Here is a 14,680-nt window from a genome sequence, read left to right on the forward strand (position 1 = left end):
CGCGCGTGACCGATCCTGCGCAGCATGAACGCCACCGCCGCCCTCGCCCGCCAGCTTGAAAACCTGATCCGCCTCGGCACCATCGCCGAAGTGCAGTACAGGCCCCCCCGCGTGCGCGTGCGCTCCGGCAACCTGCTCACCGCCTGGCTCCCCTGGCTCACCCTGCGCGCCGGCGACAGCAAGACCTGGGACCCGCCCAGCGTCGACGAACAGTGCGTCCTGTTCAGCCCCTCCGGGCAAACCGCCAACGGCATCGTCCTCGTCGGCCTCAACAGCGACCAACACCCCGCCAACGGCGACCGCCCCGGCCTGCACCGCCGCACCTACCCCGACGGCGCCGTCATCGAGTACGACAGCGTCGCCCATCGCCTGCGCGCCACCCTGCCCGCCGGCGGCATCACCGACCTCATCAGCAGCGGCGGCATCAACATCACCGGCCCCATCAACCACCAGGGCGACTACGTCCACCAGGGCAACTACACCCAGCAGGGCAACCAGGCCATCACCGGCCAGGTAACGGCCAGCGTCGACGTCATCGCCGCCGGCGTCAGCCTGGTCACGCACGAACACATCGGCAACCTCGGCCGCCCCACGAGCCCGCCGCTATGAACAGCCAGACCGGCAGCACCCTCGGCCTGCTCGATCACATCCGCCAGTCCGTCGCCGACATCATCACCACCCCGCTCGGCAGCCGCGTCATGCGCCGCGAATACGGCAGCCAGGTCCCCGAGCTGATCGACGCCCCCTTCAACGGCACCACCCAGGTCCGCCTGTATGCCGCCACCGCAATGGCCCTCATGCGCTGGGAACCGCGTATCCGCCTCAGCCGCGTGCAGATCACCGCCGCCAGCTTCGCAGGCGTCGCCGAGCTGCAGCTCGAAGGCACCCTGGTCAACGACAACGCCGCCCTCAGCCTCGCCATCCCCCTGCAACTGGGGGCCAGCCAATGAACGCCATCGACCTCGCGCGCCTGCCCTTCCCCGAAGTCCTCGAAGTCCTCGACTTCGAATCGATCCTCGCCGAGCGCAAAGCCGCCCTGCTCGCCCTCTGGCCCGCCGAGCAACAGCAGGACATCGCCGACCGTCTCACCCTGGAATCCGAGCCTCTCACCAAGCTCCTGCAGGAGAACGCCTACCGCGAGCTGGTCCTGCGCGCCCGCATCAACGACGCCGCCCGCGCCGTCATGCTCGCCTACGCCACCAACGCCGACCTCGACCAGATCGGCGCCAACTACAACGTCCCGCGCTTTCTCATCGACGCCGGCGACAGCCAGGCCTCGCCACCCCGCGCCCCCGTCTACGAAACCGACGCCGAATTCCGCCGCCGTATTCAACTGTCATTCGAGTCCTACACCACCGCCGGCAGCACCGCGAGCTACGTCTTCCACGGCCTCAGCGCCGCCGCCGACGTCGCCGACGTCAGCGCCATCAGCCCCATCCCCGGCAGCGTCACCGTCTTCGTCCTGTCGCGCACCGGCAACGGCAAGGCCGGCGACCAGCTGCTCAGCGCCGTCGCTGCCGCCCTCAACGCCGAACACGTCCGCCCCATGACCGACAACGTCACCGTCCTGTCGGCCAGCATCGTGACCTACAGCATCGTCGCCGAGCTGGTCATGCTCCCCGGCCCGGATTCCGCCGTCGTCCGCGCCGCCGCCCAGGCCGAAATCGAGGACTACGTCCGCGAGCAGCACGCCCTGGCCCGCGACATCACCCTCTCTGGCGTCTACCACGCCCTCCACCAGCCCGGCGTCCAACGCGTCAACCTCACCAGCCCCACCCAAAACCTCGTCATCGGCACCGGCGAAGCCAGCTATTGCACCGGCATAACCCTCACCGTCGCGGGCTACACCGATGTCTAGCCTCAGCCTGCTCCCCCACAACTCCAGCGCCCTGGAGCGCGCCCTCGGCCAGGTCGGCGCCCACGCCACCGACCTCCCCGTCATCCTGCGCAGCCTCTGGAACCCCGAAACCTGCCCGCTCAACCTCCTGCCATGGCTGGCCTGGGCCTGGTCCGTGGACGACTGGGACGACGCCTGGACCGAACGGCAGAAGCGCGACACCGTCGCCCAGGCCCTCGCCGTGCAACGCATCAAAGGCACCACCGGCGCCGTCAAGCGCGCTCTCGGCGCCCTCGGCATGCCCGTGCGCATACAGGAATGGTTCAACCAGACCCCTGCCGGGCAGCCCTATACGTTCCGCCTGCTACTCGACGTCGACCAAAGCCCCCTGACCAAGACCGACCTCGGCCGCCTGCTCGACGTCGTCAACAGCACCAAGAACCTGCGCAGCCACCTCGAAACCCTCCTGCTCACCGTCAGCAGCCTGGCCACCACCCGCGTCGCCGTCGTCGCCTGCCTGGGTAGCGATATCTGCCTCGGCGGGTTCGAAGCGCCGCGGCTGATCCCCAATGAACTCGCCCTGCCGCTGGGCAGTCCCGTACAGGTCTGAACATGGAACTGAAAAACTACTTCGCCCAGAATGCCGCCGGCGACCTCCTGCCAGGGGCCGTCGCTACCCTCTATCTCGCCGCCACCACTACCCTCGCCAGCGGCCTCAAGACTGCCGCCGGCGCCGCGCTGGCCAACCCCGTCACAGCCGACGCCGACGGCCTCATCCAGTTCGCCGCCCCCAACGGCCTGTACGACATGAAAGTCACCGCCCCAGGGCGTAGCTACACCGTGCGCATCCAGTGCATCGACGTCACCGAAGCCGTCACCGCCGCAGAGGGCAGCGCCCTTGCCGCCCTCACCAGCAGCCAGCGCGCCACCACCGCCGCCGAACTGGCCAAGGTCGGGCAGATCGCCGACACCTACGCCGACGCCCACGGCGCCGCTTGGTCCGTCCCCGACGGCGGCATCGTCCGTGTCCTCGCCGACGAAACCCAAGGCAACCGCTCCAGCTGGTATCGCGCCCACACCAGCGCCGCCGGCAGCGGCCCAAGCCTCGCCCTCGACTTCATCGGCGCCGTGCCCCAGTTGCTCAGCGAAACCCTCTCGCTCGATTTCATCGCCGGCCGCTACAGCATCGACCTCGATCCGTCACCGCGCGTCATGGGCACCTATAGCGTCGTCGGCGAAACCCTCGAATACGTCACCGGCGACGGCACCCGCCTGGTCAGCGTCCCCACCAAGGCCACCGCCGCCGGCACCCTCGGCGACATCGCCATCAGCGCCACCCATATCTACGTCGCCACGGGGGCCAACATCTGGCGCCGTGCGGCCCTGGAAACCTTCTGAGGAATCGCCATGGCCCTGCTGCTCGCCCTCATCAACAAACAGGCCTCAACCGACACCCTCACCGTCCCCGAGGCCGGCGACGTGCAACTGTTCGTGCGCGGCACCCTCGGCCCCAAGGGGCGCGTCATCGTCAGCCTCAAGGGCGCCGACGGCCAGTTCCACACCTACCCCGACCTCGTCTTCACCGAAGTCGCAGCCCGCACCATCAGCCTGCTCAAGAACGACCAGCTGCGCATCGAGTGCGTCACCTGCACAGCGGCCGCTGTCGAGGTCCGCCAGTGATCACCCGCCCGCTTTGCCACCCCCTGGTGCGCGCCCTGGTCAGCGCCCTGCGCGGCCAGTCCAACGCCGCCGGCACAGCCCCGCCGCGCCTGCCCGAGGACTACCAGAGCGCGTCCCTGACCCTCGATTTCCTCACCGACTACTACGCCACCCAGGGCGCCGACGACGTCCGCTACCCCCTACCCCTGGTCCTCAACGAACTCACCCTGCCGCTGCGCGCGGCAGCCTGACGCCACACACCACGGAGCCCCGCCATGGCCCTGACACAGAAGAACCTAACCGATCTCATCACCATCACCCGTGCCGGAGCTGGCATGCGCCACAACGCACTAGGACTGCTGGAGACTATCCCGGGCAATGAACCACGCTTCGACTATGACCCAGCCACACGGCAGTTGCGTGGTCTTCTCATAGAAGAGCAGCGCACCAATCTGTTCCTGTGGTCATCCGACCTGTCCAAGAGCAGTTGGAACAAGGGAGGCATGGGCGTATTGCCAGGGCAAAGCTCGATCAAGGGTGATCAAAGCGCCTGCCTGCTGACCCCGCTGGCCGATAACTCCCAACCTCAACTCACTCAGTCGGTCGCCATTACCAGTGGCAAGACCTACACCGTCAGTTTTGTCGTCACGTCTGCGGGAGCAGGGGCGGCCTACATTCAGTTGCAGGGCGCTACCAGCATCAACTCCGCGTGTCGTGTTGTCGTGAACATCTCGACGGGAGCCGTTGCTCCAGTGGCCTATTTCGGAGCTGGTTTTAGTGGGGCAACCGCAGCAGCCATCCCACTGGGGAACAATCGCTGGCGGCTGACCCTCTCCGCCCTCATCACCCTCGAAGGCGAATCAATACGCGGAGTACTCGGGCCATCCCGCAGTTCCTCCAGCGCGGTGCCCGTGAACATCACGGATGCCCTCGTGGTTGAGCTACCACAACTGGAACTCGGAGCATTCGCCAGTAGCATCATCGAGACCTCCGCTGCCCAGGCCACCCGCGCCTCCGACATAGTCGCGTTGACCAGTCTGTCACCCTGGTTCAATCCAATGCAGGGCACGCTCTACGTAGAAGCCTCGGTATCGTCCGTTCCTGTTGGCAACGCCGGCGCGACAGGGGCGGGCATCACCGGCAATGTCGGCATCGCCGAGCGCGTGATCGGCCTGCAGTTCACTGCCACCCTGATGCGAGCGGGTGGCATAGGAACCGGGGGGGCTGATACCGCCCTGTTTTCCATAACGGGTACACCGTTGGCCGGCAAAATCTACAAAGGCGCTGCCGCCTGGGCCGCTGGCGATGCCCGTGGGGCAGTCAACGGCACTCTCAGCGCGCAAATCACCACCTCACCAATCCCTGGGCCACTGAGCAGAATGTCCGTCGGCGCAATTACAGGTGGGTCGCAACTGCTCAACGGTCACGTCCGCGCTATTCGCTACTACCCGCGCCGCCTCTCCGACGTCGAACTCCAAGCCCTCACCGCATGAGTACCGCAGCCATGGACCACTACATTTCCGCCGCCACCGAAGCCGCCATGCGCACTGCCCTGACCGAGCTGGGCCTCGCCACCCTCAGCGACGACGGCCACCTCGCTCCCGTCGAAGGCGTCAGCCTCGACATCCTCGGCACCTGGTACGAAGACAGCCCGGACCCCGAGGCCCCCCCCAAGCCCGTGCCCGGCTACCACGCCAACCTGCGCACCGACGTCCCCATCGCCTGGCCGCCCTCGATCACCGAGCACCAACCGGCCACCCCCTGGCGCGTCTGGGCATAAGGGGCTGACCCATGGCGTACAAGAGCATCCACACCCTCAAGGGCCTCACCGCGCTCGCGCGGGCCGAGGCCCTCAAGGTCCCCATCAACCTCACCCACATGGCCGTCGGCGACGGCAACGGCAAAGCCGTCACGCCCGCCGAAACCGCCACCGGCCTGGCGCGCGAGCGCTATCGCGGCACCATTAACCGCCTCTACCAGTCCGCCACCAACACCAAGCGCTTCACCGCCGAGCTGGTCATTCCCGCCAGCGCCGGCGGCTGGACCCTGCGCGAAGTCGGCCTGTTCGACAGCAACGGCACCCTCATCGCCCTGGGCAACCTGCCCGACAGTTACAAGCCCACCGAGGCCGAGGGCGCCTTCTCCGACGTCGTCGTCCGCCTCGACTTCCTCGTCAGCAACGCCGAAGTCGTCACCCTGCAGCTCGACCCCGGCATCGCCGTCGCCTCCCAGCTCTGGGTAACAACCCACATCACCGCTGCGCAGATCATCCCCGGCGGCACCGTCACCCAGGTCCTCGGCAAAAAGTCCAACACCGACGGCGACTACGAATGGAAAGACCTCGGCAAGATCAACGTCACCGTCGACACCATCGCCGAGCGCCAGACCCTGGCCGCTGGACAAACAACGGTAGACCTCACCGTCACCACCACCTACGGCCTCGCCGTCTACATCGAAGGCCTGCGCAAGGACAAGGGCACCGGCACGGACGACTGGCAACCCGACGCCCAGAATCCCACCCGCCTCAAGCTCGGCAAATCCTGGCCCGCCGGCTCGCGCATCACCCTGGTCAACAACGAGCCCGCCGGCAGCGCCGCCGCCCCGCTGGAACGCGCCAACAACCTGTCGGACCTCACCGACCCCGCCAAGGCCCGCGGCAACCTCGGCGTCTTCAGCCAGGCCGAAGCCAAAACCCTCGCACCCGCCGGCCTGGTCGCCTTCTTCGCCCGCAGCAGCGCCCCCACAGGCTGGCTCAAGGCCAACGGCGCCGCCGTCAGCCGCACCGCCTATGCCGAACTCTTCGCCGCCATCGGCACCACCTACGGCGAGGGCGACAAGTTCACCACCTTCAACCTCCCCGACCTGCGCGGCGAATTCGTCCGTGGCTGGGACGACGGTCGCGGCGTCGACGGCGGCCGCAGCTTCGGCAGTACACAAAGTGGCGCCGTGCAAAGCCACAACCACACCGGCACCGCCACCGATGGCGGCAGTCACAACCACACCGGCACCGCCAACGCCGGCGGCAGCCATAACCACGGTGCAACGGGTGGATCCGGTGGTTACCACGGGCACAGCGCATCGACCGGTGCAGCCGGTAGCCACGTCCACGCAGCCAGCAGCAGCACAAACGGCGCCCACAGCCACACAGCCAGCAACCCTGTCACTGGCGCCGGCAAAGGCTCGCCGACACAGAACACGGGTTCGGACCGCACCTCCGTAGAGGGCGACCACGCCCACGCCATCTACATCGAGGCGGCCGGCGATCACGCTCACCCCGTCTACATCAACGGCGCAGGCGAGCACGCCCACGCGGTCTCCGTTGGCACCTCCGGCGAGCACAGCCACCCGCTCACCATCGTTAGCAATGGCACCCACACCCACACCATCACCATCAACGCCACCGGCAGTGCCGAAACCCGCCCGCGCAACCTCGCGCTGCTCGCCTGCATCCGCTACTGAGGCCGCCTATGCTCGCCTACCAGTTCGACACCGCCGGCCTCTACGCCGGCACCATCGAAGCCGACGAATCCCCCATGGAGCCGGGCGTCTACCTGCTCCCCGCCCGCACCACCCAGGTAGCCCCGCCCGACACCTGGCCCGAGGACCGCTGGCCGCGCTACAACGGCATTGCCTGGGACCTCGTCAACAAGCCCAAGCCCGAGGCCGCGCCAGACCCCATCGCCAAGCTCACCGCCTTCCTGCAGGAAAACCCCGACGTCGCCGCCCTCATCGACGCCCCCCGCGACTTGTAAGCGCCGCCCATACAAGCCGCACTGCTGGGCATCGTCCCGCGCGCGCGGCAGCCTCTGCACTGTCATCCACCCGCACAGGCACAGACCCATGGCAGGCGAATTCCATCACGGCGTGCGCGTCTTCGAACTCAACGACGGCACCCGCCCCATCCGCACCCCCAGCTCCGCCGTCATCGGCCTCGTCGCCGTCGCCGCCGACGCCGACGCCGCCTTCTTCCCGGTCGACACCCCCGTCCTCATCACCAACCTGCAGGCCGCCATCGGCAAGGCCGGCACCAAGGGCACCCTCGGCCCCAGCCTGCAGGCCATCGCCGACCAGACCAACGCAGCAACCATCGTCGTGCGCGTCACCGAAGGCGCCGACGCCGCCAAGACCAACACCGCCCTCATCGGCACCACCGACGCCACCGGCAAATACACCGGCATGAAGGCCCTGCTCACCGCCAAGGCCAAGTTCGGCGTCGTCCCGCGCATCCTCGGCGTCCCCGGCTTCGACACCCAGCCCGTGGCCACCGCACTCATCGCCCTCGCCCAGCAGATGCGCTCCTTCGCCTACCTTTCCGCCTACGGCGCCAAAACCAAAGAAGAGGCCTACGCCTACCGCCAGGCCATCGGCGCCCGTGAAGCCATGGTCATCTGGCCCGACTTCCAGCGCTGGGACACCGCCACCAGCAAGACCGTCACCGCCCCCGCCGTCGCCCGCGCCCTCGGCCTGCGCGCCAAGATCGACCAGGAAATCGGCTGGCACAAAACCCTCTCCAACATCCCCGTCAACGGCGTCACCGGCACCTCCGCCGACGTCTGGTGGGACCTGCAAACCCCCAGCACCGACGCCGGCTACCTCAACGAAAAAGACATCACCACCCTCATCAACCAGGGCGGTTTTCGCTTCTGGGGCAACCGCACCTGCAGCCCCGACCCGCTCTTCGCCTTCGAGAACTACACCCGCACCGCCCAGCTGCTGGCGGACATGATGGGCGAGGCCCACCTCTGGGCCATCGACAAACCCCTGCACCCAAGCCTCGGCCGCGACCTCATCGAAGGCGTCAACGCCAAGCTGCGGGAGCTGAAAGCACAAGGCTTCCTCATCGACGGCGAAGCCTGGTTCGACCCCGCCGTCAACGACAAGGACACCCTCAAGGCCGGCCGCTTCTACATCGACTACGCCTACACCCCCGTCCCACCGCTGGAAGACCTCAACTTCCGCCAGCGCATCACCGACCGCTTCCTCGTCGACTTCGCCAGCCGCATGGCCGCCTGAGCCGCAGACACACGGAGAACCACCCCATGGCCATGCCCCGCATCCTCAAGAACCTCAACCTCTTCAACGACGCCAACAGCTACCTCGGCGTCGCCAAGTCCGCCACCCCGCCCAAGCTCACCCGCAAGACCGAGAAGTACCGCGGCGGCGGCATGAACGGCCCCGTCGCCGTCGACCTCGGCCTCGGCGACGACGGCCTCGTCTTCGAATTCAGCCTTGGCGGCTTCGACCTCATCACCGTCAAGCAATACGCCGCCACCAGCGTCGGCGCCGTCCCCCTGCGCCTCACCGGCGCCTACCAGCAGGACGACACCGGCGACGTCCACAGCGTCGAGTTCGTCCTGCGCGGCCGCCACGAAGAAATCGACTTCGGCGAAGGCAAGCCCGGCGAACTGGGCGAACAGAAGGTCAAAATGAACTGCAGCTACTACAAGCTCATCGTCGACGGCGAGGAAGCCCTCGAAATCGACGTCCTCAACTTCGTCGAACGCGTCAACGGCAAGGACATGCTCGCCGAGCAGCGCAAGGCCCTGGGTATCTGACGGCGGCCACTTCGGACGAATTTCGTACGGAGTCAGGGTGTAGCGTTGCGCTACACCCTTCCTTTATAGGGGCCGAATGGCTCGTCCGTTTTTCGGACAAGCAATCGTGTGTGTCACACACACGGTTGTCACCATTTCGGTGACAACTGCTCGTCAACCGTTGTTATGACAACAACGGTTGCCCGCCAACCATTGTGATTACCACCATGGTTGGAAGGTATTGAGATCATCTCAACACCTTCAGTTATGGAGGAAATCTCCATAACTGCCCGACCTAGTATCACGGTTCGTGAGAGCAGAGTTACTCGGACGAAAAACGTCCGAGTAACCATATCCATGATGAATATGGTTCCTTACCTCCCCCCAGCTTTGTGCGTCCGAAAAACGGACGCGCAAATTTTGACCAGTTGCTCCGACGAAATTCGTCGCAGCAGAGGAATGGTCATGACGACCATCCCTTACCTCGCCCGTTTCGATTTCCGAAACACCTGATACTCAGAATGTGAGTACCAGGCTCACCGGTACACTATTCCTATACCGTTGACGCCCAGGCGCCCCGGCGCTATCGTTCGCCCGTCGCTGTCAATCCAGCGACCTGGGATTGGCCTCCCGGAAATTCGTAGGCGGACCACCGCCCTTTGGCGGTTTTTTTATGTCCGTTGCACGGCAGCACCTGCGTTATGGGTGGGCCGTGTGGGCACTCGCAAGAGTGGCCGGTTTCTACGAGCCGGTAGGCCAACCCGCACGGTTCCGCCCTCCCTGATTGGCCTCGGGGAAGCGGATTACGCACCGCTTCGTAGGAGTCATGGACATGACCACCCCCGCTCGCAATCCGTTTGCCAACTACCGCCCATTCCGCCAGAACATCACCCCGGCCGAGCGTGCTCTATTGAACGCCCTGCGCCGCCTGAGCGAGCCTGACCAACACTTCATCCGCCGGGCCATCGCCGCCATGGCGAAGTGTCCAGCCCTCAACTGGGAGTGAAGGCATGAACAGCCCTATGCGTCAGATCATCACCATCGCCAACAGCGACCTGACCGTCATCGAGCACCGGGGGGAACGGGTTGTCACCCTGGCAATGATTGACGAAGTACACCAACGGCCAACCGGCACCGCGCGAAGGAACTTCAATACCAACCGCGACCGATTTATCGAAGGTAAACATCTGTACAAAATTTGTGCGGACGAATTTCGTACGCACAAACCTGGGATCATTTCGAGTAAATCCCACGAAGACGTAATCCTGCTCACCCAACGCGGCTACCTGCTGCTGGTGAAGTCCTTCACCGACGAACTGTCCTGGCAGGTTCAGGACATGCTGGTCGACGGTTACTTCGAGCGGCAGGAGCAGCCGGCGACGCCCGCCACCCACTACGTCACCCAATCGCGCCACCGCCTCGCCCTGGCCAAGGAGCTGGCCAACACCCGCGACCCCGGCCTGCGCGAAGTCATCTACCAGCAGCTCGCCATCGTCTCCCAGGCCATGGGCCTGCCCACGCCCGGGCAGGACACCCTCGGCGCCGCCACCCCACCGCCGCCGGACAACCTCATCGACTTCTGGAAGGCCCTCGCCTACCTCAAAGGCAAGGGCGTGGACTTCAACCACTCACTGCGCCCCAGGCGCCTGCTGGCCGTGAACGTCCCGCACCTTGAAGAACTGTTCGCCGAGCACGGCATCGAGTTCACTTTCGACGTCAGTATCCACGACGCCTGGCGGGCCTGCGAAACCCCGCCCTTCGTTGGTAACAAACCCGTCAAGAGCAAACTCGAAAGCAAGATCGTGAAGTGCTGGGTGTTCGATATCACCGCAAAGGAGTTTTGAAGATGCTGCTCGTTTACGAATCAGGCCGCGCCTACTTTGACGAAGTACCGGACTTCATCCATCAGCTATGCACGGAGAATGAAATCGACCTGGATGAAGCCCTGCGAATAAAAGGCTTTTCGCGTCATCAGCAATACGGCAACCACCTGGCTGGCCTTGAGGTCTACGAAGGTAGTGGCGATGCCGAATACGCCGCGCTCGTCTTGGCCGGTTTCGGTGCAGGCATACAAGGCTACGTCATGCCTACCCTTCATGATCTGCTCAACTTCATGAAGGAATATGCCCCCACCATCAAGGCCCTGGCCGAGATGGACCCTTATGGTTACTAACCTCGACTTGTAACGCCCCCCCATACAAGCCCTGCCCATTTCCCCGCGCGCGCGCGTAACCGACCCTTGGCGGCAACCATCCGCCAAGGAGTCACCATGAAACCCGCCGACCAGACCCCCACCACCACCGAAGCCCCCGTCGAGTCCAAGACCCTGCCCGACAACGCCGTCGAACTCGACACCCCCATCCGTCGCGGCGCTACCGAAATCGACCTGCTCACCATCCGCAAACCCAACGCCGGCGAACTGCGCGGCCTGCAGCTCTCCAGCCTGCTCCAGCTCGACGCCGCCAGCCTGGTCAAACTGCTCCCCCGCATCGCCGCCCCCAGCATCACCGAAGCCGAAGCCAACGCCATGGACCCAGCCGACCTGCTCGCCTGCGGCACCAAGGTGATCGATTTTTTGTTGCAGAAGCAGGCGAAGGCGAATGCCTACCTGACTGCGTAGAAAACGCCATGGCCGACCTCGCCCTCGTCTTCCACTGGCAGCCCGAGCAACTCGACAGGCTGCCCCTGTCCGAACTGATGCAGTGGCGCGAGCGCGCCAGGGTAAGGAACAACCCCGATGGCGAGTGATCTTCAACTACGCGTCCTACTGAACGTCGTCGATAAGGCCCTCGGCCCGCTAAAACGCATCACCGAGGGCAGCGGCGCCACCGCTCGCGCCCTCAAGGCATCCCGCGAAGCGCTGAAGGCACTGAACGCCCAGCAGAAAGATGTTACGGCCTGGCGCACTCAGCGAGCCGCGCTGGAGAAAACCTCCTTGGCGATGAAGGATGCGCGCTCGGAGGTCAAGGAACTTGCTCAACTGATGGCACAGACCAAGGTCCCCACCAAGGACCTGGTCAAGGAATACCAGCGAGCAATCCAGGCAGCTTCGGCCCTGAAAGAAGAGCATGGCAAGCAGAGCCAGGCCCTGCAGGAACTGCGTACCAAGCTGCACAGCGCCGGCCTCAATACCCGCGACATGAGCACTCATGAGCGCAAGCTGCGGCAGCAGATCGACGAAACTACCCGCAGCATCGAAGCTCAGAAGCAACGCCTGGTCGCCTTCGGTTCCGCCCGCTCGGCCTACGACCAGCGTACCGCCTTCGCCGGCAAGGTCGCCATGACCGGTGCCAGCGCAACCGCCGCCGGCGTTGCCACCGGGGCGCCCGTGCTCAACGTCATCAAGACCTACTCCAGCTTCGAAGACGCCATGCAGGGCGTGGCCAAGCAGGTAGACGGCGCGCGCGACGCCAACGGCAAGCTCACAGCTACGTACTACGAGATCGGCGACGCCATCAAGGCAGCGACCGGGCGCATACCCATTGCCACTACGGAATTCGCCGCTCTGGTCGAAGCACAAGCCCGCTCCGGCATCCAGGGTAAGAACAACCTGCTGGAGATGGCCCGAGTATCGGCCACCGCCTCGGTCGCCTTCGAACTTCCCGCCGAACAGGTCGGCGAGGATATCGGGCGCATCGCAGGCCTCTACAAGGTGCCTATCAAGAACGTCAGCGAACTGGGCGACGTCCTCAACTACCTGGATGACAGCACCAAGTCCAAGGGTGGCGACATCATTGACACCCTCACCCGTATGAGCGATGTGGCCGACAAGCTCGACTACCGGAAGGCCGCGGCCCTGGGCTCTACCTTCCTCAGCCTGGGCTCAGTCCCCGAGGTCGCTGCCAGCGCCTCCCGCGCCATGCTGCGCGAACTGTCTATCGCCAACATGCAGGGCAAGACCTTCCAGGGCGGCATGCAGATGCTCGGCCTGGACTCGGCCGCTATCCAGAAGAACATGAGCAAGGACGCCATGGGCACCCTCCTGCAGGTGCTGGAGAAGATCAAAGCCCTCGATGCAGACCAGCAAACCGAGGCAGCCACAAGGATATTCGGCAAGGAGTTCGGCAAGGACGCCGCCAAGTTGATCAACAACTACGACGAACTCAAGCGTCAGCTCGACCTGGTCAACGACAGCGCCGCCAAAGGCTCCATGCAACGCGAGATGGACGTCCGCACCGACAGCATCAGCGGCCGCTGGCAAATCCTGCAGAACAAGCTGTTCAACACCCAGGCCGGCGCGGGGGGCGGCCTGCGCGCTACTGTCATGGAGCTTATCGACTCAGTGGGCAACCTGCTGGACAAGCTAGACGGCTGGGTCAAAGCCAACCCCGCCCTGGCCAGCGGCATATTCAAGGTCGTCGCCGGCGGCGCCATGCTGATGACCGCCTTCGGCGGTCTGAGCATCGCCATGGCGGCCATCCTCGGCCCCTTCGCAATGGCCCGCTATGGCCTCAGTCTGCTCGGTATCCGCGCCGGCATCACGACAGGCCAGATACTGGGCACCCAAGCGGCGGCCACCGTTACCGCCCCCAAGCTTGGCCTGCTGGCCCGCGCCATGAATCTATCCAAAGCTGGCGGCGCGCGCCTGGGCGGCCTGTTTGGCCCTGCGTTCGGCTCATTCCTCACACTTGCCCGTACCGCTGCCGTCACCGTGCTCCCCCTACTTAGCGGCGCCATTGGTACGCTAGGCGCCGCTATCATGGCCACCCCCATCGGCTGGATTCTCGCCGCCCTGGCGGGGCTCGTCGCTGCCGGCCTGCTGGTCTACAAATACTGGCAACCCATCAAAGGCTTCTTCATAGGCTTCTGGCAGGGCCTCACCGCAGCAATGGAGCCAACCCTGGCCGCCTTCGGCCAACTCTGGGCCGCACTCAAGAGCCTGGGCTCCGCCATCATGGAAATCCCCGTTTTCGGCGATATGCTGCGAATCACCTGGCAGGTTGCTGGTCTGTTTCTGTCTGCCATCGGCGCCGGCATCGGCAAACTCATCACCTGGTGCAAAGACCTGCTCAAGCCCGTGGACGACATTGGCGGGGCCGCCGCCAACATGGGCGAGCGCTTCGGCCAGGCCGTTGGCGGCATGCTCAGCAGACTTATCGATCTCCCTACGCGCTTCGCCCAGCTCGGCGCGCAGATGATTCAGGGCCTTGCCGATGGAATCACCAACGCCATGGGCCTCGCCAAAGACGCCATCAACCAGGTGGGCGACTCCACCATCGCCTGGTTCAAGGAAAAGCTCGACATCCACAGCCCGTCCCGCGTCTTCGCCCAGCTCGGCGGCTTCACCAGCGAAGGCCTCGCCCAGGGCATCGCCGCCGGCGCAGGCCAGCCCCTGGCCGCCATCAGCGAGCTGGCCAGGCGCGTCATCACCGCCGGCGGCATCGCCCTGCCCATCCTCACCAGCAGCGCCGGCTGGCCCACCGCACAGGCCGCCGAACGCCCCCTGCCGCGCATCGACACCCGCGCCCCCATTGCAGCGGCCGCGTCCTCGATCATCGTCCAGGGCGACACCAACGTCTTCCACATCAACGCAGGCCCAGGCACCGACGCCACCGAGCTGCGCCGCATCGTCAATCAACTGCTCGACGAACGCGAGCGCGGCAAGGCCGCCCGCCTGCGCTCGCGCCTGGGCGATACGGAGTAACACGCC

General features: G+C 65.5%; 19 protein-coding genes. All 19 read left to right on the forward strand.

Annotation, left to right across the window (positions count from 1 at the left end):
- The first annotated feature begins 24 nt into the window (after positions 1-24).
- The 19 genes from RS899_RS15460 to RS899_RS15550 all read left to right on the forward strand — a co-directional run bounded on the left by RS899_RS15460 (position 25) and on the right by RS899_RS15550 (position 14,674).
- The gene (locus RS899_RS15460; RefSeq protein ID WP_315807483.1) at positions 25-609 is read left to right on the forward strand and encodes a phage baseplate assembly protein V; all 585 of its coding nucleotides are present in this window, start codon (positions 25-27) and stop codon (positions 607-609) included.
- Positions 606-950 (forward strand): GPW/gp25 family protein, encoded by a 345-nt coding sequence (locus RS899_RS15465; protein ID WP_315807484.1) that lies wholly within the window; start codon positions 606-608, stop codon positions 948-950. Before RS899_RS15460 ends, RS899_RS15465 begins: the two co-directional genes overlap by 4 nt.
- Positions 947-1,858, forward strand: coding sequence for a baseplate assembly protein (locus RS899_RS15470; protein WP_315807485.1), 912 nt, complete (start codon positions 947-949; stop codon positions 1,856-1,858). The genes RS899_RS15465 and RS899_RS15470 overlap by 4 nt, the downstream gene beginning before the upstream one ends.
- Positions 1,851-2,447, forward strand: a complete 597-nt coding sequence (locus tag RS899_RS15475) for a phage tail protein I (protein WP_315807486.1) — start codon at positions 1,851-1,853, stop codon at positions 2,445-2,447. The genes RS899_RS15470 and RS899_RS15475 overlap by 8 nt, the downstream gene beginning before the upstream one ends.
- A gap of 2 nt (positions 2,448-2,449) precedes the next feature.
- Positions 2,450-3,235: a hypothetical protein gene (locus RS899_RS15480; protein ID WP_315807487.1), complete on the forward strand. Its 786-nt coding sequence runs from the start codon at positions 2,450-2,452 to the stop codon at positions 3,233-3,235.
- A gap of 9 nt (positions 3,236-3,244) precedes the next feature.
- A complete protein-coding gene (locus tag RS899_RS15485) occupies positions 3,245-3,517 on the forward strand; it encodes a hypothetical protein (protein ID WP_315807488.1) in 273 nt (90 codons plus the stop codon).
- Positions 3,514-3,747, forward strand: a complete 234-nt coding sequence (locus RS899_RS15490) for a hypothetical protein (RefSeq protein WP_315807489.1) — start codon at positions 3,514-3,516, stop codon at positions 3,745-3,747. The genes RS899_RS15485 and RS899_RS15490 overlap by 4 nt, the downstream gene beginning before the upstream one ends.
- 24 nt (positions 3,748-3,771) lie before the next feature.
- Complete coding sequence (locus tag RS899_RS15495) at positions 3,772-4,989, forward strand: phage head spike fiber domain-containing protein (protein ID WP_315807490.1); 1,218 nt, start codon at positions 3,772-3,774, stop codon at positions 4,987-4,989.
- Positions 4,986-5,276: a hypothetical protein gene (locus tag RS899_RS15500; protein ID WP_315807491.1), complete on the forward strand. Its 291-nt coding sequence runs from the start codon at positions 4,986-4,988 to the stop codon at positions 5,274-5,276. The genes RS899_RS15495 and RS899_RS15500 overlap by 4 nt, the downstream gene beginning before the upstream one ends.
- Before the next feature lie 11 nt (positions 5,277-5,287).
- Positions 5,288-6,955: a phage tail protein gene (locus RS899_RS15505; protein WP_315807492.1), complete on the forward strand. Its 1,668-nt coding sequence runs from the start codon at positions 5,288-5,290 to the stop codon at positions 6,953-6,955.
- 8 nt (positions 6,956-6,963) lie between these two features.
- Entirely contained in the window at positions 6,964-7,248 is a 285-nt protein-coding gene (locus RS899_RS15510; RefSeq protein ID WP_315807493.1) for a phage tail protein, read from the forward strand.
- Positions 7,249-7,336: 88 nt separating this feature from the next.
- The gene (locus tag RS899_RS15515) at positions 7,337-8,509 is read left to right on the forward strand and encodes a phage tail sheath protein (RefSeq protein ID WP_315807494.1); all 1,173 of its coding nucleotides are present in this window, start codon (positions 7,337-7,339) and stop codon (positions 8,507-8,509) included.
- Positions 8,510-8,535: 26 nt separating this feature from the next.
- Entirely contained in the window at positions 8,536-9,051 is a 516-nt protein-coding gene (locus tag RS899_RS15520; protein WP_315807495.1) for a phage major tail tube protein, read from the forward strand.
- A gap of 811 nt (positions 9,052-9,862) precedes the next feature.
- A complete protein-coding gene (locus tag RS899_RS15525; protein ID WP_315807496.1) occupies positions 9,863-10,036 on the forward strand; it encodes a hypothetical protein in 174 nt (57 codons plus the stop codon).
- Between the two features lie 4 nt (positions 10,037-10,040).
- Positions 10,041-10,874, forward strand: coding sequence for an ORF6N domain-containing protein (locus tag RS899_RS15530; RefSeq protein ID WP_315807497.1), 834 nt, complete (start codon positions 10,041-10,043; stop codon positions 10,872-10,874).
- Positions 10,875-10,876: 2 nt separating this feature from the next.
- Positions 10,877-11,203, forward strand: coding sequence for a hypothetical protein (locus tag RS899_RS15535; protein ID WP_315807498.1), 327 nt, complete (start codon positions 10,877-10,879; stop codon positions 11,201-11,203).
- A gap of 96 nt (positions 11,204-11,299) precedes the next feature.
- Positions 11,300-11,650: a phage tail assembly protein gene (locus tag RS899_RS15540; protein WP_315807499.1), complete on the forward strand. Its 351-nt coding sequence runs from the start codon at positions 11,300-11,302 to the stop codon at positions 11,648-11,650.
- Positions 11,651-11,658: 8 nt separating this feature from the next.
- The gene (locus RS899_RS15545; RefSeq protein WP_315807500.1) at positions 11,659-11,778 is read left to right on the forward strand and encodes a GpE family phage tail protein; all 120 of its coding nucleotides are present in this window, start codon (positions 11,659-11,661) and stop codon (positions 11,776-11,778) included.
- Complete coding sequence (locus RS899_RS15550) at positions 11,768-14,674, forward strand: phage tail tape measure protein (protein ID WP_315807501.1); 2,907 nt, start codon at positions 11,768-11,770, stop codon at positions 14,672-14,674. Before RS899_RS15545 ends, RS899_RS15550 begins: the two co-directional genes overlap by 11 nt.
- The last annotated feature ends 6 nt before the right edge of the window (positions 14,675-14,680 follow it).

The organism is Pseudomonas sp. C9-3, assembly GCF_032392015.1.
GTDB classification, from domain to species: Bacteria; Pseudomonadota; Gammaproteobacteria; order Pseudomonadales; family Pseudomonadaceae; genus Pseudomonas; species Pseudomonas nitroreducens.